Below are 23,356 nucleotides of genomic sequence, written 5' to 3' on the forward strand. Positions count from 1 at the left end.
GCCCCGTCATCGCCGGCCAAACAGGCGTTCGATATCCTTGAGCCCCAGCGCCACATAGGTCGGTCGGCCATGGCCGCACTGGCCGGCATTGGGGGTCACTTCCATCTCGCGCAGCAGAGCGTTCATTTCATCCAGCGACAGGCGACGGCCGGCGCGGATGCTGCCATGGCAAGCCATGGTTGCCGATACGAGTTCCAGCCGGTCACGCAGGCTCAGCGCCTCGTCGAAAGACATCAGCTCGTCCGCCAGATCCCTGACCAGCCCGACCGTATCCGTGACACCCAGCAGGGCCGGAACTTCCCGCACAACAACCGCGCCGTCGCCGAAGGGCTCCACCACCAGGCCCAGCTCGGCCAGCTCCTCCTGTCGCACCAGCACACGCTGCGCCGCGTCGTCCGCCATTTCGATCACTTCGGGAATCAGCAAACCCTGGCGTGCCACGCCCTGCGTCGCCAGTGCCGCCTTGATCCTTTCATAGACCAGGCGTTCATGCGCCGCATGCTGATCCACCAGAACCAGCCCGTCATCGGTCTGCGCCACGATGTAGGTTTCGTGCAGCTGGCCGCGGGCAACGCCAAGCGGGAAGTCCGCCGCCGCAACACTGTCGGCGGCGGCCCGCGCATCGTCACCCAGAGTGCGCGCCGCCGGTGGCGGATTGAACAGAGCGGCCGCCTGATCGCGACCTGACGACTCGCCCGGCAGTGGCGCCTGAAACACCGCTGCTTCCTCACGCAAACTGCCATAGGCCGGCGCGCCGGAGGCAAAGCCCCTACCGGCACCACCACCGCCGGGCCGGAACGCCGCCAGCACCTGGCCCGCGACGCTGCCCGAGACGCGAAAACCGGCGTCCGCCAGTGCATGGCGCAGACCGCCCACCAGCAGACCCCGCACCAGCGCCGCGTCGCGAAAACGCACTTCCGACTTCATGGGGTGGACATTGACGTCCAGCTCCGTCTCCGGCACGTCGAGAAACAGCGCCACCACCGGATGGCGGTCGCGCGCCAGCACATCCTGATAGGCACCGCGCAGGGCGCCGTTCAGCATCCGGTCGCGCACCGGACGGCCATTGACGAAAAGATACTGATGCTGCGGGCTGGCCCGGTTGTAGGTGGGCAGGCTGATGTGGCCGTGCAGGCGGTGTCCGTCGCGCAGCGCATCAATCGCCAGTGCATTGTCGGTGAACTCAACACCAAGGATCGCCGCCAGACGCTCCACCATGGCCCGGCCGTATCCGTGGCCGGCGCCGTCATCCGCTGCGCTGGCCAGATCATCCGTCGCCTCCAGGGATAGCCGACGCCCGCCATCGGCCTCCAGATGGAAAGTCACCCGTGGAAAGGCCATGGCCAGGCGGCGCACCGTGTCCATGACACTCATCTGCTCGGCCCGCGCCGATTTCAGGAACTTGAGCCTGGCCGGTGTCGCGAAGAACAGGTCATCCACCTCCACCGTGGTACCGGGCGGGTGGGCCGCCGGCGTCGGCGGGCGCACGACACCACCATCAACCGCCAGGCGCCACGCTTCGTCGCTGCCGCACGGCCGACTGGTGATGGTCAGCCGGCTGACCGCACCAATGCTGGGTAACGCCTCGCCACGAAAGCCGAGCGTGTGAATCCGCAGCAGATCGTCATCCGGCAGTTTCGACGTGGCATGACGCTCAATGGCCAGCACCAGCTCATCCGCCGTCATACCGGCGCCGTCATCGGCAACAGAGATGTGACTGCGTCCACCATCGCGCAGGCGGATGGTGATGTGGCGGGCGCCGGCGTCCAGCGCGTTTTCCACAAGCTCCTTCACGGCCGAAGCCGGCCGCTCCACCACCTCGCCGGCGGCAATACGGTTGACCAGAGTTTCCGGCAATCGGCGAATGGTCATACACCACCTCCGGACCCGGACTCGTCATCGCCGTCTTCTCCGGCAAGTATGCGGCGGGCGAGCGCCTTGCCCTCGTCCACCGCCGGCTGGCTGAACGGGTCCACCTGCCACAGGCGGCAGGCCAGAACCGTCTCAAGCATGAAATGCATGGCCAGCGCCCCGACCGTTCGGCCATCGGGCCGGGCAATGGTCAGCCGTCGTACCGGTCGGCCGTGGCCCGTCAGCGTCTGTACCGTAGCCTCCTGTTCAGCCGCCATCAGGTCGCCAACCGTGCGGCCGGCCAGCCATGGCGCCACGACTGCCCGCGCCAGCGTCGGGTCGGCGGCCGGACCGAGGCCGGCCACGTCTGCGGTGATCACCGTAAAGAGCTTGTCTGCCGGACCATGCAGCCAGAACTGCAACTGGCTGTGCTGGTCAACCGCCCCCAGGGCGTCCACCGGCGTTGTTCCCTTGCCGCTCTTGCCGGTGCTCTCCGCCCACAACTGGCGATACCACAGGGCGAAGGGCGCCAGCCGGTCCACATAGGGCAGGATGATGGTCTGCGAAACGCCGCGCTCTTCGGCCATTGCCACGTTGAGCGCCGCCCCCAGCGCCGGCGCCACCTGCTCCGGCGCGCGGGCGCTGGTCACCTCAGCGAGCACCGCGCGGGCGCCGTCGCGCACGGCCCGGCCATCCACGCCGGCCAGCATGGCCGGCAGCAGCCCGCTGACCGACAGCAGGGAATAGCGGCCGGCCAGGTGCGGGTCATGGGCCAGACGGATTGCCCCGGTTGCGTCGGCGAAGCGGGCCAGCGGCGAATCGCCGGGGCTGGTGACGACCACCACAGGACCCGCCCGGCCCGGCCCGGCCCGGCGCACCGCCAGAGCGTGGATCAGGGTCTCCGCCGTGCCGCCCGACTTCGAGACCAGGATCCAGCCGGTGGTCGCCGGATCGAGCCGCGCCACCAGGGCATCGGCGGTCCAGGGATCAATATTGTCGAGGGTGTGCAGGCGCGGCCGGCCGCTGACCGCCGCCGCTGGCTCTGAAAGGCTTGGCGGGTCTGCCAGTCCGGCCAACAGCCGACCGCCGAGGCTGGAACCACCCATGCCGGCGATCACCACGTCACTGCAGGTATTGGCCAGATGGCGCGTCACGGCGGCCAGGTCGGCCAGATCGCTGTCATCGAACGGCAGGGTCAGCAAAGGCCAGGTGCGGGACGCCGCCGCGGCCCGAAGTTCGGCCAGCCCGTCCCCGGTCCGTGCCAGCCAGCGCCGGAACAGGTCATGGTCGAGCCCGCCCTCGCCGACAGCCATGTCAAAGCAGGGGTCCAGGCTCTGGCGGTAGGGCAAATCGCTGTCGGATGCCATGTCTAGTGGTAGCACTGGCTGGCCGTCCGCGGCCAGCCGCCGCTAAACCCTAGTCGCTGTCCACAACCTCGCCGGTGACGCCCGCCGGTGCCCCCACCACCACGGTCAGCAGACGGTCCGGCTGCAACAGGCGACGCGCCACGCGCGCCACGTCCGCCGCCGTCACCCGACGGATCAGACCCTCGCGACGCTGCAGATAATCGGCGCCCAGCGTCTCGATCTGCAGACCAGCAAGGGTAGCGGCGATACGCGTGGTGGAGGTCAGAGTGAGCGGGAACGAGCCCACCAGGAAATCCTGTGCGGCCTCCACCTCCTCTGCCGTTGGCGGCGTTGTCGCCAGCCGCCGCCACTCGGCCCGCATGCGGTTCAGCGCATCGCCGGCGGTCGCATTGGCGGTGGCGGCGGTGGCCTGCAATACGCCGACCTCGTCGAAGGCGACCAGATAACTGTCCACGCTGTAGGCTAGGCCACTCTCTTCCCGCACGCTGGAATAGAGGCGGGAGGTGAAGCTGCCGCCGCCCAGTATGTGGTTCATGACCAGGGCCGCGTACCAATCCGGATCATCGCGACGGAGCCCCAACTGACCGGTAAGGATCGTTGCCTGCGGCGAGGAGTGGTCGACGATCAGAGTCTGGCCGGCAGCCGCCACCGCGGCCGGCGGCAGAGGGTCACCGGCGCCATGTGCCGGCAGGTCGCCAAAGGCCAGATCAACCAGACCCCTCGCCTCGTCCGGCGTCACGTCACCGGCGATACCGATGACAAGTCTGTCCCGTGTCAGCCTGTCAGCAACGAAGGCGCGCAGGTCCGCCACCGTCATGGCGTTCAGAGTCTGCTCGCTGCCGGACACCGGCCGACCATAGGGATGATCGGGAAAGGCGGTGCGATACCACAGGGTCCGGGCGATTGCGGCGGGACGTGTCGCTTCGCGCCGCAGCCCGGCCAAAGCCTGGGCCCGCATCCTGTCAACCGCCTGGTCATCGAAACGCGGTCGGCTGAGGGCCAGATGCAACAGCTTCACCGACTCCTGCCGGTTGCGGCTGAGCATGCGCAGCGACACGGAAAACTCATCAAGGCCGACACGGGCGCGCATTTCCGCCGCCAGGTCGCGCATCCTTTCCTGGAACGCGGGGCCATCCATGTGGCCGGCGCCTTCATCCAGCAGGGTCGAAACCAGCTCCGCCCTGCCGGCCAGTGGGTCCGGATCGCCGGCCGCACCACCGCGCCGGAAGGTGACCGTCAGGGAAACCACCGGGATGGCATGATCTTCGATCAGCCAGAACTCCAGCCCGCCCGGCGAGCGCAACACCTGGATAGGCTCTGCCGCCGCCGGGGCGGACAGGGCCACCAGCACGACCAGACCAGACACGACCGTCGCCAGCATCCGGCGAGCGCGACTCATGGTCCTGTCGCCGCCGGCAACAGCACACCGGTGACACTGCGGTTGTGCTGCAACACCTGATCGAAGGCCGCTTCGGCTGACGGCCGGTCGACTGCCAGGATGGCGTCCGGCCAGCCCAGCACATCGCTCAGACTCTGCCCTGTCATCAGGGCACTACCGACAATGCGGGCCGGTGCAAACAAGCTGTCCAGAGCATAGGCGGTGCTGTCCACCAGCCGGCGCTGCGCGCGCCTGACCTGATCGTCCGTAAAGCCGTCCCGCACCACCTGTTCCAGCAGCCGGTCCATGCGCGCTTCAACCTGATCCAGGCTGACACCATCGGCCGGCGTCGCGTACAGGGTCAATGTGCCGCTGTCGAGTTGCTCGCCGGTGTAGCTGGCGCCGGCGCTGAGGGCGAGGCCTTCCTCAAGAACCAACACACGATGCAGCAGGCTGGCCGTATCCCCACCCAGGGCATAGGCCGCCACCTCCAGGGCCGGTGCCGCAGCCCCCTGACTATAGGCCGGCGCCAGATAGCGCCGCCGCCAACTGGCCTGACCGACCGTCGCATCCTCTACGCTGACCCGCGTTGCAGACCCGCTGGCCATGGACTCCTGCGGACGCTGGCGCGGCGGCGCGCCGCCTGGTCCATAGCGCGTTGCCACCTGCCCGTAGGTCTGTCGGGCCAGGCTCAGAGCCTCGTCCAGCGTGGTGTCGCCGGCCACCACCACCACCGCATTCGCCGGGTCATACCAGCGTCGGTAAAAGGACAGGGCGTCGGCCGCCGTAAGGGCGGCGATCTGGTCGGCTGGTCCGATGATCGGAATGCTGTAAGGATGGGTCGCATAGAGTGCCCCGTCCATCTGTTCGGCCAGCCGGCCGTCGGGGCTGGCGTCGACCCGCTGGCGCCGCTCCTCGAGGACCACCTGACGCTCCGGCGCTACGGTATCGTCGTCCAGCACCAGATTGGCCATGCGATCAGCCTCCAGTGTCATGACCAGTCGCAACTGGTCCGCCGCCACGGTCTGAAAATAGGCCGTGTAGTCTTGACTGGTGAAGGCGTTCTCGCGCCCGCCGACACGCGCCACCTGCCGTGAAAATGTGCCGTCGGGATTGGCCGGCGTGCCCTTGAACATCAGATGTTCCAGCAAATGGGCAATACCTTTGCTCCCGGCCGGCTCGTCCGCGGCACCCACCCGGTACCACACCATGTGAGTCACCGCCGGTGCGCGATGCATCGGTACGACCACGAGAGTCAGGCCATTGTCGAGAGTGGCGCTTTGCGCCGGCAACCAGGGGTCGCTGGCCGCCGCCGGTGCGGCGAGCAGTGCAACGAGGCACAGCACGCCAAGGCATCGCCACACGGCGTGAAGGAGAGACAGAGTCTGCAACCGCATGGCTTGATGATAGGCCCTTGCCGCCAACGGTCTACGGCGCAGCGCGCCACAGTCGGTCACAAGAGGCGGAGGCGGAGCCACGCCGGCGTCCGGAGGACGCTAGAAGCCGGGCGTCCGGAGGCCGCTAGAAGATACCTTCAAAGACGGCCTTGCGCTTGCGCGTGATGGTCGGCAGCTCGCCTTCCGACAGAGGCAGACCCAGCGCCTGATTGCGGCGAAGACGCACCGCCTCCGCCTCCGCATCGAGGGTCACCGCCGGATCGGCCGGCGGTTGCCAGAAGATCAGCGCGTCAAAGAAACGGCCGCTGTTTTCGATCAGCTCGACGGTTTCCTGGTCCACGGTCCGGCGAATATCAGGGTCGGCCGAGGCCACTCCGGCGCGGGCCAGGATCGCCTCGGTGCCGCCGGACTGCAGGGGTTCAGACGCGGTCGTCCCGTCGCTGCCGGTCAACGCCCGTGCCGCCTGCTGCTGGGCCGTGCCCTCCTGCGGCCTGGACGCGCCGGGAACCGGCGGACGCAGACTATAGTCAGGCGGCAGCACCAGCGGCGCGCGGCGCACCACCTGGAACTCGTCCGGTGGGTTCTTGACGCCGATGCCGATGGCCTGACGTACACCACCGCATCCCGCCAGAAGCATCAGACCGGCCAGCACGACCGCGAGACGAGCACCCGTGCGGGACCCGGTCCGCCATGGCTGATTGCGTGTCTGAATGGTCACCTTCGCATCGCCTTTCCCTGGGCCAGGCCCGGTCCGCCTGTGACACCGCACCTTGAGCGCAGCCCACACCGCGCTAATTACCATGGCCCCGATGAGGCCGGAAGGCCAGGACGATCAGGATGACGGCGCCGACCGTAATGGCGGAATCCGCCAGATTGAAGGCGGGCCAATGCCAGCCACCGACGTGGACATCTATAAAATCGCGGACTTTGAGAAAGACCAGCCGATCCGCCACATTGCCCAGCGCGCCACCGATGACCAGCCCCAGCGCCAGCGACTGCAGCCGGGTGTCGCTGCGCCACAGCCACAACCCCAGGCCTGCACAGATAGCCAGCGCCAGCAGCGCCAGAACCAGCGCCCACACCCCCTGATCGAAGGCCAGAAGGCCGAAGCTGACGCCAGTGTTCCACGCCGTGACAATGTTGAGAAACGGCGCTACGGCCACCCGCATGGGCTGGTCCGCCGCCAGATGGAAGACCAGCCATTTGCTCACCTGGTCAGCGATGAACACCAGCCCCGCCACAAGCACCCCTGTCAGGCGCCCGCGCCGGGCGCCACTGAGCGGCCGGGCTTCAGCCATCAGGCAACCGGCTCCCGGGCGTCCACGACCTGGCGGCATCGCCCGCACAGCCCCTCGTCGTCGGCACTGACATCGGGCAGAACCCGCCAGCAACGATCACACTTGTCGCCGGCGGCCAGGTCCATCGCCACCGCCACGCCGGGCACGTCTTCCAGTGCGTAGGCGTTTGCGGCCGGCCGATCACAACTGACGCTCAGGTTCGACGTGATCGCCAGCTCGGCCATGTCCAGCCCGTCGAGCAAAGCCGCATCCGCCGCACTCACATACAGCACCGGGTGGGCCTGCAGGCTGGCGCCGATCGTCTTGTCCGCACGCGCCACTTCCAGCGCTCCCGTCACCACACGGCGGATCGCCCGGATCCGGCTCCAGCGCCGGTCCAGATCATCATTGCGCCAGTCATCAGGCAGGTCAGGAAACAGGCGCTGATGGACGCTGTCCGGTCCTCTGTCGCCCGACCCGTCATCACAACGTAACTGCCAGGCCTCTTCGGCCGTAAAACACAGAATCGGCGCCAGCCAGGCCGTAAGACAGTCGAACACAATCGCCAGCACCGTCCGCGAAGCGCGGCGGCGCATCGACTCGACACCATCACAATAAAGCGCGTCCTTGCGAACATCGAAATAGAAGGCCGACAGGTCCACCGCGCAAAACGTGTGCAGTGCGGTGTATAGGGTATGGAAATCATAGTCAGCGACGCTCTGACGCACGACCCGGTCTATCTCCCACAGCCGATGCAGAACCCAGCGTTCCAGGTCCGGCATTTCCGCCGGCGACAACCGTTCACCAGGGCGAATACCATGAAGGTTGCCGAGAACGAAACGCAGCGTATTGCGCAGGCGACGGTAGGCGTCGGCCTGGTGCTTGAGGATCTCCGGGCCAATCCGCAGGTCGGCTGAATAGTCCGAGGCCACCACCCACAGACGCAGGATATCCGCGCCGTGGCTCTGGATGATTTCTTCCGGCGCCATGCCGTTACCCAGACTCTTGCTCATGGCGCGGCCGTGCTCGTCCATGACAAAGCCATGTGTCAGCACTTCATTGTAGGGCGCGCGACCGCGGGTGCCGCAGGATTCCAGCAGCGAGGAATGAAACCAGCCGCGATGCTGGTCGGAGCCTTCCAGATACAAGGACGCCGGCCAGGCCAGATCATCCCGCGTCTCCAGCACATAGGCGTGGCTGCACCCGGAATCGAACCACACGTCGAGAATGTCGCTTACCTGCTCGTACTGGTCGGCGGCATGATCGGGTCCGAGGAAGCTCTCGGCCGGCCGGTCAAACCAGGCATCGGCACCGTCTTCCGCCACCGCCTGGACGATTCGCGCCATGACCGCGGCGTCGCGCAACGGCTCGCCGGTTTCCTTATGAACAAAGACCGTGATCGGAACGCCCCAGGCGCGCTGGCGCGACACGCACCAGTCTGGCCGGTTGGCGATCATGCCGCGTAGACGGGTGTGCCCCGATGGCGGCACGAAGCGGGTTTGATCAATCGCCGCCAGGGCCTTGGCCCGCAAGTCATTCGTCTCCATGGAGATAAACCACTGCGGTGTATTGCGGAAAATGAGCGGCGCCCGCGAACGCCAGGAGTGGGGGTAGGAATGGACCAGACGCGCCCGGGCCAGCAAACCGCCCGCCGCTGCAATAGCCTCCAGCACCGCATCGTTGGCGTCGCCGGTCCTGCCGTCGGGGCGATAGACGGCGCGGCCGGCAAACAGCGGCACATGGGCGAAATAGGTGCCGTCACCATCCACCGTATCGGGCACGGCGATGTTGTGGGACCGACCCAGTTCCCAGTCCTCCGCACCATGGCCAGGCGCGATATGGACCAGGCCCGTGCCTTGTTCCAGCGTCACATGGTCGCCCGCCAGCAACGGCACCGCGAAGTCATAGCCCTGGCCGGCCAGCGGATGCGCTGCTACCAGTCCCGCCAGTTCAGCTCCGCTCAGACGCGCTGTCACCTCGTGCCCGGTGATGCCCGTGGCCGACGCCACAGCCGCCACCAGCGATTCTGCAACCAGCAGTTTTTCGCCTATGCGCGCGCGGCTGTCATCACCGATGGCGGTTACGTCCATCACCACATAGGTGAAATCCTGGCCATAGGCGATGGCGCGGTTCCCCGGCAAGGTCCACGGCGTCGTCGTCCAGATCAGCGCCGACACGCCGGCCAGGTCCGGGCGCGGCGGCGACTGCAGCGCAAAGCGCACCCAGCACATGGTGGACGTATGGTCGTGATACTCGATCTCTGCCTCGGCCAGTGCGGTCTTCTCCACCACCGACCACATGACCGGCTTGGCCCCGCGATAGAGCCCGCCATTGAGCAAAAACTTGCCGAGTTCCCGGACAATGCTGGCCTCGGCATCGTAGCTCATGGTGGTGTAGGCGCTGTCCCAGTCGCCAACAACGCCCAGCCGGCGGAACTCCGCCGCCTGTACGCCGACCCAGTGCTCGGCGAACTGCCGGCACTCGCGCCGGAAATCGGCCACCGGCACGTCTTCCTTGGCACGCCCGGCCTCGCGATGACGCTCCTCGATCTTCCATTCGATGGGCAGGCCGTGACAGTCCCAGCCCGGCACATAGTTTGCGTCCTTGCCCAGCATCTGCTGCGACCGGTTGACCACGTCCTTCAGAATCTTGTTGAGAGCGTGGCCCATGTGCAGGTGGCCATTGGCATAGGGCGGCCCGTCATGCAGAACGAATTTCTCACGGCCCGCCGAGTCCCGTCTGAGACGTCCATACAGATCGAGCTTCTGCCACATTGCCAGAATATCCGGCTCGCGCTCCGGCAGGCGCGCGCGCATGGCCAGTTCGGTCTGTGGCAGAAACAGGGTATCGCGCCAGTCGCGGGCCATGGTCAGACCCCGTCGCAACGGCCGGCGGCGACCGGTCGGCCAGTCATGGCGGATGCGTGTGGGGCGGATGCGTGTGGGGCGGATGCCTGTGGGGCGGATGCCTGTGGGGCGGGTTCAGGTGAGGTGGGGCGAAATGTCATGGCGGGCGAAATCCTTACGGGGATACAGGGCTGCAATGCGGACGTCCCGGCCCGGCAGGGGGGCCGGGTCGATAATTCGCCCGTCTGGCCGTCCTATGCTGATGGTGGCGCCTGTGGCCACGGTTCGCTCGCTCATGGCGGGCGATCCTATGGGCTGGACCCGGCTGAATCAAGGAATCGGCGGGCCCGACTCACGGCTCCACCGGCCACGCCGCCAGCAGCCGGGCCGCGGACTGGCAGTCCCGGCCAATGGCCTCGCGCAGTGTCTCCAGGTCGGCGAAGGCTTCTTCCGGCCGGATAAAGTCGTACCAACGCACCCGTACCGTGCGGCCGTACAGGTCCAGGGTGCGCCCCAGCAGGTGGACTTCCAGCAGCTCGTGGTCGCCCTTGACCGTCGGCCGGGTGCCGAAGCTGGCGACCCCGTCCAGCCAGCCGACACCATGGTCGGACAGACCGTCGCCGGCCTCGCCAGGCGCCAGCCGGACCCCATAAATGCCATGGCGCGGCGGGCAGTATTCACCAAGGTTTATGTTGGCTGTGGGATAGCCCAGGGTGCGACCAAGCCGTTGCCCGGCGATGACTTCGCCCTCGACCTCCCAGGGCCGGCCCAGCAAAGCAGCAGCCCCGGCCATATCGCCGGCCCGCACACAGTCACGTACCCGGCTGGACGAATAGGGTTGGTCCGCGCTATCGGTCACCGCATCGACCGCGCTATGGCCAAAGCCGTGCACCGCCGCCAACCGCGCCAGCAACCTCACATCACCGCCGCGGGCCTTGCCGAAACGAAGATTGTAGCCGGTCACCAGGTGGGCCACGCCGACACCGTCCACCAGAACGGTCTGCACGAACTCCTGGGCGGTACGGGCGGCGAAGGGGCTGTCGAAGGTCAGCTCGTAGAGAAGCTCCACCCCCAGCCCGGCGAGCGCCCGGGCCCGGCCGGCCGGCGAGGTCAGGCGGAAGGGCGGGCCATCCGGCTGAAAGAATCGGCGCGGATGAGGCTCGAAAGCCATCACGGCGAGCGGCCGGCCGGCCTGGCGCGCTATGGCGCCGGCAGCGGCGATCAGGGACTGATGGCCCAGATGGACGCCGTCGAAATTGCCCATGGCAACAACCGCGCCACGGTCCGCCGCCGCCAGGCCAGTGAAACTGCGCACAATTCGCATGACGATGTGTCCATACGGCGCGCCGGGCGGAGTCGCAACCAGCAAGCCCGCCCAATGGACGGATCTGGCGATGAACCGGCCTGGCAACGCACCGATCCGACCGGGTGGCCAGGCCGCCGCCTCTGACGCAACTGCCGCTAACCCTCTCTTAAGGCCCAGCCGGGAAACTGGCTGGCAGGAGCCGCTGTCGGTTCCAGGGGCCCGTGATGTGCGGGTTCGCGCCGTTCGTGTGCCGTTCATGGAGACTCGTCGTGCTCAAGTCCCGTCAGGCCTTCAATACCGGCAACCACCTGCGCCGCATTCCCAAGGTGCAGGAATTCGCCGAGATTTCGCTATCCGGCGGCACGGTCATGCGCGGCCACGTCTTCATCGAAGCGACCAGCCGCATACAGGACCTGCTGAACGGGCCCACCGACTTTTTCCCTTTTGTCGACGAATCGGGGCAGATTCGGCTGATCAACAAGAACGCGGTGACCCAGGTGGTGCCCTACGACCATCCTGGCGTCTGAGCGGTCTGCGCACCGCCGCCCGAGCGCGGCCCAACCATCCGCCTGCCGCCTGACCGGCCGTCTGTCCTGCTGATTGCCAAGCCACGCCCGCGCCTCTATCAACCGTCTGGCGATTGCAGCGAGATGGAGACGCCAGGTGCGCGTTCTGCAGGCCATGGCCGGCGCCCGCCATGGCGGGGCCGAAACAGCGTTCAGCGATACGGTCCTCGCCCTGGCCCGCCATGGGCTGTCGCAGCAGACGCTGATCCGGCCCTGGCCCGAACGTCAGGCGCAGATGGCGGCGGGCGGCATTGCAACCGGCACGGCACCCTTTGGCGGTCTCGTCGACATCACCACGCGGCGACGCTTTCGACGCGCCGTCAGCGACTTCAGGCCAACCATCGTACAGACCTGGATGCAGCGCGCCACCCGCTTCTGTCCGCCGGCGGAGCGTGCCGGCTTTGTTCATCTTGGCTGGCTTGGCGGCTATTACGGGCTACGAGCCTATCGCCATTGCCATCATCTGGCCGGCGTCACGGAGGCCATCCGCAACCACCTGACCGCCGCCGGCTGGCCGCCGGAGCGGGCCCATGTGCTGCGCACCTTCGCCGTCCGCGAAAGCGACCCGCCGGTGGATCGCGCGAGTCTGGATACGCCGGCCGACGCACCGCTGATCGTTGCACTCGCCCGGCTGCACCAGAAGAAAGGTCTCGACGTTCTGCTGCACGCCATGGTGGACCTGCCACAAGCCTTCCTTTGGCTTGCTGGCGAAGGGCCACTGCGCAGTGAGCTTGAGACCCTGTGCCAGCGGCTTGGCCTAAGGAATCGCGTGCGTTTTCTCGGCTGGCGCACGGACCGTGGCGCCCTGCTGAAAGCGGCCGATGTGTGCGCCTTCCCGTCCCGTTACGAACCCTTCGGCACGGTGACAGTGGAAGCCTGGGCCCACGACACCCCCATCGTCGCGGCAGCCAGCGACGGGCCGCGCGCCACCATCCGCCACGGCGAAGATGGCCTGCTGGTGGCCATAGACGACGCCGGCGCCCTGGTCGCCGCTCTGGCGCGGATCCTGGCGACGCCGGATCTAAGACAGTCCCTGATTGCCCGCGGCCGTGAACGCTATGAGGCGGAATACAGCGAGCCGGCCGCGGTCGCCGCCTATCTCGATCTGTATCACCGCATCGCGCCGCATGACTGACCATGCCGAAGACGGCACGCGGCGCCTCAGCCGGCGGGCGCGCCTGAACGCCCTGCCGCCGAACGTGCGCGGTGCACTGTGGATGATCGGTGCCGCCAGCATGTTCGCCCTGATGACCGTGGTTGGCAAAATCCTTGGCGCCACGTTTGATCCGCTGCAGATCACCTGGGCGGTACAGGTGGTCGCCCTGGTGATCGTCGTGCCTGTGGCCCTGGCGGCCGGCCGGCCGCTGCTGCCACGGGGTCGCCGGGTTATGCATGTGGTCCGTGCGTTGTGTGGCTATTCCGGTTTTATCTGTTTTCTTATCGCCATCCAGTTTCTGCCGCTGGCCGATGCCGTATCGCTCAGCTTCGCCACGCCATTGTTCATGGTGGTGTGGGCGGCGCTGTTCCTGGGGGAAAGCGTTCGCTGGCGGCGCGCGACGGCAACGGCAATCGGTTTTGTGGGTGTGGTGGTGATGATGCGGCCGGGACAGGCGGCGATTGAGCCTGCGGCACTGGTGGCCATCCTCGGCGCCATGTTCGGTGCTACGGCCATGACTCTTATCAAGCGGCTGACCGTGCATGACGACAATGTGACGCTGATGGCCTCCTTCGCCATTGTCGCTGGCATCGCCGGCGTCGGGCCGGCCCTGTGGGTGTGGCAGATGCCCGGCTGGAGCGACCTGCCCTGGCTTGCGGCCATCGGTCTTGGCGGGGTTGCCGGTCAGTACATGCTGATCCGCGCCTACCGGGCGGGCGAGGCCTCCGTGGTCGCTCCCTTCGACTATTCCCGCCTGATTCTGTCGACGATCCTCGGGTATCTGGTGTTCCGCGAGGTGCCGGACCTGTGGACAGGAGTCGGTGCCGCCATCATCATTGCCAGCACATTTTATATCGCCCGGCGCGAGGCCCGACGGGGCATTGCCCCGGCCGTAACGCCGGGCGGCGGAGTGAACCCATGAGCGCGCCAGCCATCCGTCTCAATCCACTGGCCAATCCGGTCTATCGCAATCTTCTGTCGGCCCAGATCATCTCCCTGATCGGCACCGGCCTGACATCGGTGGCGCTGGCCCTGCTGGCGTTTGATATTGCAGGCGGTGACGCCGGCGTGGTGCTCGGCACGGCCCTGGCCATAAAGATGATCGCCTATGTGCTGTTCGCACCGGTCATCGGCGGCATGGTCCACAAGCTGCCGCGCAAACCTTTGCTCATCGCTCTCGACCTGGCCCGTGCCGGGATCGTCGTGCTGCTGCCTTTCGTCGATGCGGTGTGGCAGATCTATGTGCTGATCTTTGTTCTCAGCATCTGCGCCGCCGGCTTCACCCCGACATTCCAATCGACCATCCCGGACGTGCTGCCGGATGAACGGCAATACACCCGTGCCCTGTCTCTGTCGCGCCTGGCCTATGATCTGGAAAACCTCCTGAGCCCCAGCCTGGCGGCCCTGGCGCTCCTGTTCATGAGCTTCTCCGGGCTGTTCCTGTTCAACGCCGGCGGCTTTGTGATCTCGGCCCTGCTGGTGCTGATCACCGCGGTGCCGGCGGCGGCGGCCACCACCCGGCGCAGCCAGGGCCTGTGGCACAACACGATCTTCGGGGTCAGCGCCTATTTGCGCACGCCGCGCCTGCGTGGCCTGCTGGCGCTCTATGTGGTGGTGGCGATGGCCAGCTCGCTGACCATCATTCACACCGTCACCTATGTGCGGAGCGGTCTCGGTCTCAGCCAGGTCGCCGTGGCCCAGGCCATGATGGCCGCCGGCGGCGGCTCCATGCTGGCGGCCTTGCTTCTGCCCCGCCTGTTGGATCGCCTTGCCGACCGGCCGGTCATGCTGACCGGTGGCGTGCTGCTGGTGGCGGCCCTGGCGACTGGGGCGATGGCGCCGGACTTCGCCGGCCTGTTGGGACTGTGGTTCCTGCTGGGCATTGGCCTGTCGGTGATCCAGACCCCGGCCGGCCGGCTGATCCGCCGCTCATGTCATCCGGGTGACAGCGCGGCCTTCTTCGCTGCGCAATTTGCCCTCAGCCACGGCGCCTGGCTGATGGCCTATCCGCTGGTCGGCTTCCTTGGCGCCCGTCTCGCCACGGCGCCGCTCTTTCTCATTCTGGCGGGGGTCAGCGCGGCAGCAGTGTTTGCGGCGGCGCTGCTCTGGCCGGCCCGCGACCCCGGCATGATCGAGCACAGCCACCCCATAGACCATTCAGTCGGTGATGCAGGCGACCATGCCGGGCTCGCACCGCTGACCGCCGGGGTGGTCGCCGGCCAGACCGTCCGGCACAGCCATCACTTCGTGATCGATGATCGCCACCGCCGCTGGCCGCGGCCGGCGCAATAGCCCGCCGCTATTCAGCGCTGGCCAGATGGCCGAAGGCCACAGGCGGAACCACCGTAAACTCCGTATCGCCCGGCCGCTTCCAGGTAAGCTGCAAGGCGGACGTGCCCTTTTTCTGGTAGTAGGCCAACCAGAAGTCGTGCCAGCCGCCCTCGGCCGCCGTCACCATCAACGCCGGCGACCAGGTATCGCTGTGAATCAGCGGATCCTCGAAAACGAGCTGACGGCCGATCTCCAGCCGCACCCCGTCATTGGACAGCAGCATGAACTCATAGGCGCCGGCCTGCTCCAGATGGATCACGCCCTCGATAATGGCGCCGACATAGATCGTCTGATCCGATGTGAGTACCAGGCCATCGCCGGCGCCATAGTCCAGTCCGGGCAGAACGTCGGACGACTCACCGCCCCAGCGGTCAAAGGCGCTGATGACCGTGTCGATGTGCTCGAAGCGGTCGAACCGGTAACGCACCGCAAGCCCCGGCTGCACCGTAGCCGGCTGCGGCGTCAGGGCGGCCACCTCCACGGCACTGCCGGCACGCCCCTGTCCGGCCAGACCGGCGGTCAGCAATACCGCCGTCAGCAGGGCCAGCCCGGCTGCTGTCCAGCGCCCTGTTAAACCGCTCCTGTGGTGTGCGTGTGCCATGTTCCCTCCGCTGCCGGGACTGAATCCGGCGTTTATCCATCTCCAGAATTGTTGCAGATGGGTGACACCCGCCAGATTAATTCATTTGCCGCATGTTCACCAAGCGGCCTTATGACCACATCACACCAGTCTGATGACGGGTCTGACCGCGCGGCTTCCACCGGCCACCCGAACCCGCGCCAGGCCCAGCCATCAGACGGGCTATCAGACGGGCCGACGGACCGGACCGTGCCCGGAAAACACTGCCCAACAGCCGGCGGAACACCATAGAACCGCATGGTTAAAGACAAACACACGGCCATTTTCAGGACTCGCGGCGGATTTCAAGTCCTTGGCGCCCGGGATTTGATGGGAGTCCAGGACTCCGCCCCGGAGACTCAATAATCACCGCCCTCCGCCTTGCCTGACTTCGTGGACCGGCCGGGCGAGTCCTCGCCACATATGGCCATCATTTCGAAATACTCTTGACAATTGTGTCGAATTATTGCGGCATGACGCACCGAATTCGCCTGGGGGCGGGTTCCTTACGCTGACTCTGCCTTGGGAGGCATGCATGTCCTTTGATACCGTCAAGCGGTGGATCGGTGCCCTGACCGAAGTTGGTCTGGTTCTGATTGCACTCGGCATCGTCGTTCAGGTCCTGTTTCCAGGTACCGCGACATTCTTCGAAACCGGTTCGATCGTTCAGAACATCATGAATCTGATCAGCCGTCTCGGCAGTGGTGGGTTCGTTGGCCTGATCGCGCTGGGTGTGGTTCTCTGGCTGTTCACTGGCCGGCGGATCAGCTAGCGCCAGCCTGTGCATCCCCGGGCCCGGTGGTGAAGTCCGCCACCGGGTCCGGAACTTCTGATGCAGGCTCGGGAGCTCTGCGCTGACGAGTTTACCAACAGGCGGCTCCAGGCCGCGTCCCGGGAGGTTCCGAAATGTCTTGGTTTGAAACAGTAAAGACGTGGCTGTGGCGCCTGACAGAGGTCGGCCTGTTGCTGATTGCCCTGTCCATCGTGTTTACAATTCTGTTCGGGGCGGACGTTCCGTTCATTGGCACAGGCGTCGTCCAGTCATTCACTGACTTCGTCCAGGCACTGGGCAATGGCGGCTTCGCCGGCATCCTTGCCGCGATCGTCATCGTCTGGTTGTTCTCGAAGCGCTCGCTGCGCTAGTCGCACCGGGCCCACAGTACAAACCGGCGTCCCTCGGGGCGCCGGTTTTTCTTTGCGCTGATAGCCGGGGACTTAGTTCTCCAGGCGGAAGACCACAGGCACCCGGGTGGTGACCCGCCCCCGCGGCGGGTCGTAGCGCCACAAGGCGACCGTGCGCTGCGCCGCCCGGTCGAGAATCCCATAGCCGCTGCTTTCCGCCACCACTACCTGGCCGACCATGCCGGACGGCAGCACCTCCACCCGCAGCACCACCCGTCCCTCGATGCCGTTGCGCCGGGCGCTCCACGGATAGTCGGGCCGGGGATTGCCGGCGGCCGGCGCCGGCACACCATCGCCGCGACTGGCGCTGGACGGCTCATCGCCGGCGGTGGCGGAGGTGGTGAGCGCCTCCACGGTGCCGGCCGTTTCCGCCGTGCCGCCGGCCGCCGGCGCCAAAGCTGCCATCTGCCGGCCCGTTGCATCGCTGCTCGCCGCCGCGGCCTGCGCCACTGGCGTTTCGGTCGGCCGCCGCAACAGGTCCGGCGCAACCACGCGCGCCTCGGCCACGGCTGGCGCGGACTGGGCGGTCATATCCGGCAACACATCTGGCGTGGCGTCTGTTGCGACAGACATCGCGGCGGACGTCATTGTCGGCGCTCCCGCCAGACGAGCCGCGGCGCCATCCGGCGCGGTCGTGGACACCGCCGCTGCCGTCGCCGGCACCGGTGCGCCGGCGGCGGCGCTGCCATCCACCACGCTGACCATCACCAGATGGATGGCGCCGCTCTCCGGCATCGGCGTTGATGCCGGGGCCGGACGCAGCAGCACCAGCCCGGCCGCAAGCGCGCCATGGGCCAGCACAGAGGCAAGCACCGCCAGTGCGGCAGCCGACCGGCCCATCACCGGTCCCCTCCGCCCAGCCGTCGCCATGGCAGAACATAGCTTTCGTTTTCATGGCGGCCGGTGACCGCGGCAATGCGATAGACGCCGGCCAGCCGTTCCGCGGTCAGGACCTGATCGGGCGCGCCGTCCGCCGCCACCTGGCCGCCATCCAGCAGGACCAGCCGGTCGGCATAGCGGCCGGCCAGCGTCAGGTCATGCAGCACCACCACCACCGCCGCTCCTTCGCGGCTCAGGCGTTTCAGGGATTCCATGGTGTCCAGCCGGTGATAAGGGTCGAGGCCCGACACCGGCTCGTCGGCCAGCAGCACCGCCGGCGTACCGGCCAGCGCCCGCGCCAGCATCACCCGCGCCCGCTCGCCGCCCGAAAGCTCATTGACCGGCCGCGCCGCCAGATGCACCACATCGGCCGTCGCCATGGCCCGGGCAACGGCGGCACGATCCGCTACAGACGGCGCTGCCATGGCGCTGCGGTGCGGCAGGCGACCCAACCCCACCACCGCCTCTACCGATAGGGGCCAGTGGCTGGCGGCGTTCTGCGGCAGATAGGCAAGACGTCGCGCCAGCGAACGGCGGCCCAGGCGATCCAGGCTTCTACCCTCGACCGTCACACCGCCGCTGTCGGCCGCCAGCAACCCACACAACGCCCGCAGCAGCGTCGTCTTGCCGGCGCCATTGGGGCCGACCAGCGCAACCATTTCACCGGCCGCAACCGACAGGCTGACGGAACGCAGCACCGGCCGCGCGCCGAAGCTGAGCGACAGATCATGACAGGCAAGGGCGTTTATCAGGTGGTCGCTCATACCAGCCGCCGCCGCTCACGCAAGACCAGGGCAAAGAAGAAGGGAGCGCCGACCAGCGCCGTCACCACCCCCAGCTTCAGCTCACTGCCGCCGCCCAGCACCCGCGTCGCCACATCGGCCAGCGCCGTTAGCGCAGCACCGCCAAGGGCGCTGGCCGGCAGCAGGCGGCCCGGCAGGCCACCGACCAGCGGCCGCAACAAGTGCGGCACCACCAGACCGACAAAACCGATGACCCCGGCGACGGATGTGGCCGCACCGACCCCCAGCGCCGTGCCCACCACCAGCAGGTTGCGGCTGAGCCTGAGATTGATGCCGAGGCTGCGCGCTGCGTCCTCGCCGAGGCTCAACCCATCGAGACTGCGCCCCAGGGCAAGCAGCATGACTGCGCCGGCCACCATGAAGGGCAGGGCCAGAGTCACATGAGACATGCTGCGGTCAGCCAGCGATCCCAGCAGCCAGAAGACGATCTCGAAGGCCGCAAAGGGGCTGGGCGCCAGACTCAGCGCCAGGCTGGTCATGGCCCCGGCAAAACTGGTGACGGCAATGCCGGCCAGGATCAGCGCCATGCTGCCGGACTCACGCCCGGCCAGTAGCTGCACCAGGACCACCGCACAGATGGCGCCGGCCATGCCGGCCAGCGGCACGGCAAAGGCGAGGCCGGCCAGGCCGAAATAGAAGACCAGAACCGCCCCCAGCGCGGCCGAGGCGGACACACCGATCAGCCCTGGCTCGGCCAGGGGGTTGCGCAGAAATCCCTGCAGCGCGGCGCCCGACAGGCCGAGAATTGCACCGATGGCGAGCCCCAGTATGGCGCGCGGCAGACGCACCTCTGCCAGAATGAGACGCGCCGCCGGATCATCCGTGCCGCCCGGCCAGGCCCCCCTCAGCCACGCCAGCAGGTCGGCCATGCCGACCGACGATGGCCCGACCAGCAGAGAGGCGATGCCCGCCGCCGCCGCGGCCAGTGCCAGCAGCGCCAGCAGCAGGCCATAGGGCAAAAGCGCGGGCCGGCTCATGAGCCGCTGCCCCGCGCCGTCATCTGTCGGCGCACGGCGCCGAGCTGGTCCAGCGCCGCCGTCACCCCGGGCGGGCCACAGGCCAGGGCGCTCTCGGCGATGACCAGGGTTCGCGCCCGCTGCAGCAGGCCGACCAGGGCCGGATGGCGCAGCAGCGCGGTAGCCAGCGATGGCGGACCCTCGCGCGCCGCGCCCAGGATGATGAGGTCCGGTGCGGCGTCCACCAGGGCCTCGATGGACAGCGGGCGCAGGCCATCAACCCCGAGCTCCGCCGCCAGATTGACAAAGCCCGCCGCCTCTATGATGTCGTGGGTCAGGGTGCCGCTGCCGGCGGTCAGCCCGTTGGCATGATAGGTGATGGCGCGCGGCCGGTCCTGCCGTGGTGCCGCGCCGCGGCCCGCCGCGGCGATCCGCTCCTGCACCTGCCGCGCCAGGGCCTGGCCGGCGGCGGGCCGCCGCAGCGCCGCGGCCACCTGCTCGATGTGGCTCATGACATCGTCCAGCGACAGGGCCAGGCCCATGCGTTCGACCCGCACGCCGTTATTCTCCAACAGAGCCACCGCCGGCCGCGCGCCGTAAGCGCCGGCGAAAACCAGGTCCGGCTGCAACGGCAGGATCTCCTCCGCCAGACCGTGGTTGAGCGACACGCCGGCTGCCGCGTCGGCCATGGCGCTCACCGCCGGATCGGCCACCAGAAAACTGAGCGAGGCGATGGCGTCGCGCGGCGCCAGTTGCAGCAGCAGCTGGTCGGAACAGACGTTCAGCGATACCACCCGCTGCGGAGCTGACGCCGCCGACTGACCCATCGCGTCGGGCATCGCCGCCAGCACGCCAAGCATCAGCCCCGCCAGCGGGCGGAGGATGCCGGCGAACCGGCGGCGACACCCTGCCATGGCTAGAACCGCACCCCGAACCGGGCGAGCACCGTCCGCTCCGGCATGGGATAGGCGTTGTAGGTGCCGAAGGTGGAGGCGCTGGCCACCCCGTAGGTCACATACTCCTCCTCGAACAGGTTGTTGACGATACCCTCCCAGTAGAAGCCGCCATACTCGCCGCCAAGGCGAAGATCGACCACCGAATAGGCCGGAATCATCGGCTGAAAATTGGCCGCGTCATTGTCCAGCCGTTTTTCGCCCACATAGCTCGCCACAACCGTGGCCGACAGCCATTCGGCATGCTGCCAGGTCAGGGCCGAACTGCCGGTCCACCTGGCGACCAGCGGCACGTCATTGCCCTCGTTGGCGCCGGAACGGAACACCGCGCGGGTGTAGGCGCCGTTCAGGCTGAGCGACAGGTCATGGGCCACAGGCACGGTGTATTGCGCCTCGACCCCGTAGCGCCGTGTCGGGTCCAGGTTGCGGTTGATGAAGTTGACCGGATCGAAGGCGATCTCGTCTTCCAGATCCATGACATAGGCGCTGGTCACCAACATGCCGCCGGCGATGCCGGACCGCACACCGGCCTCCACGTCATAGCTGGTCTGAGTTTCAAGATTGAACGTCGCACCGCCGGTGCCGATTCGCTCATCGATCGTGGGCGAGCGAAAGCTGCGCGCGGCGCGTGCGAACACGCCGAGCCCGGCGGTCAGCTGATGCTCTACGCCGACACTGGCCGCCAGTTCGGTTTCCGACTTGTCAAGCAGCGCCAGATTGGTGTGCGAAAAGGCCGAATAGCCGGGCGCCGTGGTGTCAAGCACGTCGTCGGCCACGGTGTTGATCTGCTGTACCCGGCCGCCAGCATGCGCCGTGGTGTCGCCGCTGACGGTGATGGTCGTCTGACCATAGAGCGCGACACTCCGCTGCCGCGCATCGTAGCGCTTGATCGGCGGGTCGCCCAGATGGTTTTTCCGGTCGGAATTGTAGTCGGCGTAATAGAGGTCGACGCCGACAGTGGATGACGATGGCAAAGTCCCGAAATCGCCCGCGAGATTGACCCGCGGCGTCAGCGACCAGGTGGTCAGGTCGGTGTCCACGTGGGAATCGAACGCCGCGCCGAAGGCGGAAATAAAGACCGCGTCCTGATCCTTGCGGCGGACACCACCATCGACGATCAGGTCGGCGCCCGGCGCGACGGCCCAGGTGCCGCCCAGCGTGCCGGACAGGCCGTTCTGCAGGGCATAATCGAAGGGTGTCGTCGCGCCAGTGCGGTCACTTGCGAGCAGGTTCGAGGTCAGCGTCACCCGCCGAACGCCGGGCAGGCGCAGGGTCTGATCATCGGCTGAGACGCTGGCATAGAGCTCGCCGTCGCCAAAATCATGGCGCACTTCGAACACGCCGTTCCGCTGGTCGAAATCGTTATTGTCGCGATAGCCGTCGCTGGACTGGGTGTTGGTGAAAAAGCTCACCGCCGTGTCGCCATAGTGCTGCACGGTCGAAACCGCCGCCTCGTCATGATTGAGGGTGCCGAGCCCTACCGACATATCCACCATCGGTTCCACCGTCAGTGGCGAGTGGGTGATGATGTTGATGACCCCACCGACCGCGCCATCGCCATAGAGCACGGCGCCGGAATTGCCGCGGATCACCTCGATACGTGAGATGGCGTCCAGCGGAATGTTCGACCAGTCGATGGCCGCAACGTCTATGTCGTTGAGCCGCCGGCCATTGATCAGGACGAGCGTGTTGGACACCGCCGTGGCGCCGAAGCCGCGAATGTCCACGGTGGAGCGCGCACTGCCCACCCCGCCATACAGATCGCGCACCTGGATACCGGCATAATAGCTCAGCACTCCGGGCACGGTGCTGGCCGGAGCGGCCTCTATGTCCGCCGCCGTGATGATGGTGGTGGACGTGCCGGCAGCGCCGGACTCAATACGGCTGCCGGTGACGATGACGGCCCCGTCCTCGTCCTGGTCATTGCTCTTTGCGATGCCCGGCCCGGCAAGCACAGCGGCCAGCATCAGGGCGGCGAACCCCGCACCAGCCAAACGCGTCCGTCGAAAGGCAAGGCGCTCAACAGCGCGTATACGGCTTTTCCTCATGTCTGTGGTCTCCCCAGGCGGTTGCTGCACGATGCCGCAGGGGAATCCCGACAGACGGAGTCTGGCTGTGAATTGACATTGCACAGGTCATGACGTCACCCGACCGGTTTCCACCAACGGCGCACTCGTTCGTGCGTCACCGCGAACGGAGTTCCGGACCATCGACAATCCCCGATCGACGGTTGGGTGACGCTGGTGGGGCAGGTCTCCTGGCTTGCGGTTCACCGCCCGACGCCATGCCTTCCCAGACCCTTGGGTCCAGTGGTCACTCTGGCGCAGGCTCACCGCTTACAGTTGCGGGGGCAGCCACGGAATTGCCCGGTTGAGCCGGGCGCACCGTATTCCCTCTTGTCGTTCCGCCCCCGAAGGGGCCGAAACCACCACCAGGCGGGAGTATCGGTCTGCCCCTGCCGCCATGTCAACGCGCGGCCGGAGCGCCCC

The 23,356-nt window shown here is 67.2% G+C and carries 21 protein-coding genes and 1 riboswitch; of the genes, 6 read left to right on the top strand and 15 right to left on the bottom strand.

Features of this window, described 5'->3' with window-relative positions; translation table 11 throughout:
* Positions 1–6: 6 nt before the first annotated feature.
* From mutL to RIE31_07155, 9 genes are all read right to left on the bottom strand, one after another.
* Positions 7–1,872, bottom strand: a complete 1,866-nt coding sequence (gene mutL, locus RIE31_07115) for a DNA mismatch repair endonuclease MutL (protein MEQ8640357.1) — start codon at positions 1,870–1,872, stop codon at positions 7–9.
* On the bottom strand, positions 1,869–3,218 hold the full coding sequence (locus tag RIE31_07120; protein MEQ8640358.1) for a glucose-6-phosphate isomerase: 1,350 nt from the start codon (positions 3,216–3,218) through the stop codon (positions 1,869–1,871). The genes mutL and RIE31_07120 overlap by 4 nt, the downstream gene beginning before the upstream one ends.
* Positions 3,219–3,267: 49 nt before the next feature.
* Complete coding sequence (locus RIE31_07125) at positions 3,268–4,617, bottom strand: pitrilysin family protein (protein ID MEQ8640359.1); 1,350 nt, start codon at positions 4,615–4,617, stop codon at positions 3,268–3,270.
* Positions 4,614–5,942, bottom strand: coding sequence for a pitrilysin family protein (locus RIE31_07130; GenBank protein MEQ8640360.1), 1,329 nt, complete (start codon positions 5,940–5,942; stop codon positions 4,614–4,616). The genes RIE31_07125 and RIE31_07130 overlap by 4 nt, the downstream gene beginning before the upstream one ends.
* A 175-nt stretch (positions 5,943–6,117) precedes the next feature.
* Positions 6,118–6,711, bottom strand: coding sequence for a DUF3035 domain-containing protein (locus tag RIE31_07135; GenBank protein MEQ8640361.1), 594 nt, complete (start codon positions 6,709–6,711; stop codon positions 6,118–6,120).
* A gap of 73 nt (positions 6,712–6,784) precedes the next feature.
* Positions 6,785–7,291, bottom strand: coding sequence for a signal peptidase II (gene lspA, locus RIE31_07140; protein ID MEQ8640362.1), 507 nt, complete (start codon positions 7,289–7,291; stop codon positions 6,785–6,787).
* Positions 7,291–10,137, bottom strand: a complete 2,847-nt coding sequence (ileS, locus tag RIE31_07145) for an isoleucine--tRNA ligase (protein MEQ8640363.1) — start codon at positions 10,135–10,137, stop codon at positions 7,291–7,293. Before ileS ends, lspA begins: the two co-directional genes overlap by 1 nt.
* 114 nt (positions 10,138–10,251) lie before the next feature.
* Positions 10,252–10,413 carry a hypothetical protein gene (locus tag RIE31_07150; protein ID MEQ8640364.1) on the bottom strand — a complete coding sequence of 54 codons (162 nt, stop codon included), beginning with the start codon at positions 10,411–10,413 and terminating at the stop codon, positions 10,252–10,254.
* A gap of 55 nt (positions 10,414–10,468) precedes the next feature.
* On the bottom strand, positions 10,469–11,440 hold the full coding sequence (locus RIE31_07155; GenBank protein ID MEQ8640365.1) for a bifunctional riboflavin kinase/FAD synthetase: 972 nt from the start codon (positions 11,438–11,440) through the stop codon (positions 10,469–10,471).
* Positions 11,441–11,691: 251 nt separating this feature from the next.
* Between RIE31_07155 and RIE31_07160 the strand changes: the two genes are divergently transcribed.
* From RIE31_07160 to RIE31_07175, 4 genes are all read left to right on the top strand, one after another.
* On the top strand, positions 11,692–11,949 hold the full coding sequence (locus RIE31_07160) for a hypothetical protein (GenBank protein MEQ8640366.1): 258 nt from the start codon (positions 11,692–11,694) through the stop codon (positions 11,947–11,949).
* A 136-nt stretch (positions 11,950–12,085) separates the two neighbouring features.
* The gene (locus tag RIE31_07165; GenBank protein MEQ8640367.1) at positions 12,086–13,123 is read left to right on the top strand and encodes a glycosyltransferase; all 1,038 of its coding nucleotides are present in this window, start codon (positions 12,086–12,088) and stop codon (positions 13,121–13,123) included.
* On the top strand, positions 13,116–14,066 hold the full coding sequence (locus tag RIE31_07170; protein MEQ8640368.1) for a DMT family transporter: 951 nt from the start codon (positions 13,116–13,118) through the stop codon (positions 14,064–14,066). The genes RIE31_07165 and RIE31_07170 overlap by 8 nt, the downstream gene beginning before the upstream one ends.
* Positions 14,063–15,436 carry an MFS transporter gene (locus RIE31_07175; GenBank protein MEQ8640369.1) on the top strand — a complete coding sequence of 458 codons (1,374 nt, stop codon included), beginning with the start codon at positions 14,063–14,065 and terminating at the stop codon, positions 15,434–15,436. Before RIE31_07170 ends, RIE31_07175 begins: the two co-directional genes overlap by 4 nt.
* Positions 15,437–15,443: 7 nt before the next feature.
* On the opposite strand, the gene RIE31_07180 is transcribed toward RIE31_07175, so the two are convergent.
* Entirely contained in the window at positions 15,444–16,076 is a 633-nt protein-coding gene (locus RIE31_07180; GenBank protein ID MEQ8640370.1) for a PA14 domain-containing protein, read from the bottom strand.
* A 553-nt stretch (positions 16,077–16,629) separates the two neighbouring features.
* Here RIE31_07180 and RIE31_07185 point away from each other — a divergent pair.
* Together RIE31_07185 and RIE31_07190 are read left to right on the top strand one after the other, a co-directional pair.
* On the top strand, positions 16,630–16,866 hold the full coding sequence (locus RIE31_07185; protein MEQ8640371.1) for a hypothetical protein: 237 nt from the start codon (positions 16,630–16,632) through the stop codon (positions 16,864–16,866).
* A 134-nt stretch (positions 16,867–17,000) separates the two neighbouring features.
* Positions 17,001–17,237, top strand: a complete 237-nt coding sequence (locus tag RIE31_07190; GenBank protein ID MEQ8640372.1) for a hypothetical protein — start codon at positions 17,001–17,003, stop codon at positions 17,235–17,237.
* A 72-nt stretch (positions 17,238–17,309) separates the two neighbouring features.
* Here the strand turns inward: RIE31_07190 and RIE31_07195 are convergent, their stop codons facing one another.
* From RIE31_07195 to RIE31_07215, 5 genes are read right to left on the bottom strand one after another with little or no spacing between them, the layout of a single operon-like run.
* On the bottom strand, positions 17,310–18,116 hold the full coding sequence (locus tag RIE31_07195) for an energy transducer TonB (GenBank protein MEQ8640373.1): 807 nt from the start codon (positions 18,114–18,116) through the stop codon (positions 17,310–17,312).
* A complete protein-coding gene (locus tag RIE31_07200; protein ID MEQ8640374.1) occupies positions 18,116–18,919 on the bottom strand; it encodes an ABC transporter ATP-binding protein in 804 nt (267 codons plus the stop codon). The genes RIE31_07195 and RIE31_07200 overlap by 1 nt, the downstream gene beginning before the upstream one ends.
* Positions 18,916–19,935, bottom strand: coding sequence for an iron ABC transporter permease (locus RIE31_07205; GenBank protein ID MEQ8640375.1), 1,020 nt, complete (start codon positions 19,933–19,935; stop codon positions 18,916–18,918). The genes RIE31_07200 and RIE31_07205 overlap by 4 nt, the downstream gene beginning before the upstream one ends.
* Entirely contained in the window at positions 19,932–20,828 is an 897-nt protein-coding gene (locus tag RIE31_07210; GenBank protein ID MEQ8640376.1) for an ABC transporter substrate-binding protein, read from the bottom strand. Before RIE31_07210 ends, RIE31_07205 begins: the two co-directional genes overlap by 4 nt.
* Before the next feature lie 2 nt (positions 20,829–20,830).
* Positions 20,831–22,915 (bottom strand): TonB-dependent receptor, encoded by a 2,085-nt coding sequence (locus tag RIE31_07215; protein MEQ8640377.1) that lies wholly within the window; start codon positions 22,913–22,915, stop codon positions 20,831–20,833.
* A gap of 181 nt (positions 22,916–23,096) precedes the next feature.
* Positions 23,097–23,312: riboswitch (cobalamin riboswitch) on the bottom strand.
* Positions 23,313–23,356: the final 44 nt, after the last annotated feature.

This window comes from Alphaproteobacteria bacterium, from assembly GCA_040218575.1.
In the GTDB taxonomy this organism is placed as follows: Bacteria; Pseudomonadota; Alphaproteobacteria; order JAVJRE01; family JAVJRE01; genus JAVJRE01.

What these genes read in the sequence shown, in the direction of transcription:
- RIE31_07195 (MEQ8640373.1), bottom strand. Translation starts at nt 18,116, where the DNA reads ATGGGCCGGTCGGCTGCCGCACTGGCGGTGCTTGCCTCTGTGCTGGCC.
- lspA (MEQ8640362.1), bottom strand. Translation starts at nt 7,291, where the DNA reads ATGGCTGAAGCCCGGCCGCTCAGTGGCGCCCGGCGCGGGCGCCTGACA.
- mutL (MEQ8640357.1), bottom strand. Translation starts at nt 1,872, where the DNA reads ATGACCATTCGCCGATTGCCGGAAACTCTGGTCAACCGTATTGCCGCC.
- RIE31_07175 (MEQ8640369.1), top strand. Translation starts at nt 14,063, where the DNA reads ATGAGCGCGCCAGCCATCCGTCTCAATCCACTGGCCAATCCGGTCTAT.
- RIE31_07150 (MEQ8640364.1), bottom strand. Translation starts at nt 10,413, where the DNA reads ATGAGCGAGCGAACCGTGGCCACAGGCGCCACCATCAGCATAGGACGG.
- RIE31_07215 (MEQ8640377.1), bottom strand. Translation starts at nt 22,915, where the DNA reads ATGAGGAAAAGCCGTATACGCGCTGTTGAGCGCCTTGCCTTTCGACGG.
- RIE31_07200 (MEQ8640374.1), bottom strand. Translation starts at nt 18,919, where the DNA reads ATGAGCGACCACCTGATAAACGCCCTTGCCTGTCATGATCTGTCGCTC.
- RIE31_07185 (MEQ8640371.1), top strand. Translation starts at nt 16,630, where the DNA reads ATGTCCTTTGATACCGTCAAGCGGTGGATCGGTGCCCTGACCGAAGTT.
- RIE31_07210 (MEQ8640376.1), bottom strand. Translation starts at nt 20,828, where the DNA reads ATGGCAGGGTGTCGCCGCCGGTTCGCCGGCATCCTCCGCCCGCTGGCG.
- RIE31_07205 (MEQ8640375.1), bottom strand. Translation starts at nt 19,935, where the DNA reads ATGAGCCGGCCCGCGCTTTTGCCCTATGGCCTGCTGCTGGCGCTGCTG.
- ileS (MEQ8640363.1), bottom strand. Translation starts at nt 10,137, where the DNA reads ATGGCCCGCGACTGGCGCGATACCCTGTTTCTGCCACAGACCGAACTG.
- RIE31_07170 (MEQ8640368.1), top strand. Translation starts at nt 13,116, where the DNA reads ATGACTGACCATGCCGAAGACGGCACGCGGCGCCTCAGCCGGCGGGCG.
- RIE31_07155 (MEQ8640365.1), bottom strand. Translation starts at nt 11,440, where the DNA reads ATGCGAATTGTGCGCAGTTTCACTGGCCTGGCGGCGGCGGACCGTGGC.
- RIE31_07125 (MEQ8640359.1), bottom strand. Translation starts at nt 4,617, where the DNA reads ATGAGTCGCGCTCGCCGGATGCTGGCGACGGTCGTGTCTGGTCTGGTC.
- RIE31_07180 (MEQ8640370.1), bottom strand. Translation starts at nt 16,076, where the DNA reads ATGGCACACGCACACCACAGGAGCGGTTTAACAGGGCGCTGGACAGCA.
- RIE31_07190 (MEQ8640372.1), top strand. Translation starts at nt 17,001, where the DNA reads ATGTCTTGGTTTGAAACAGTAAAGACGTGGCTGTGGCGCCTGACAGAG.
- RIE31_07120 (MEQ8640358.1), bottom strand. Translation starts at nt 3,218, where the DNA reads ATGGCATCCGACAGCGATTTGCCCTACCGCCAGAGCCTGGACCCCTGC.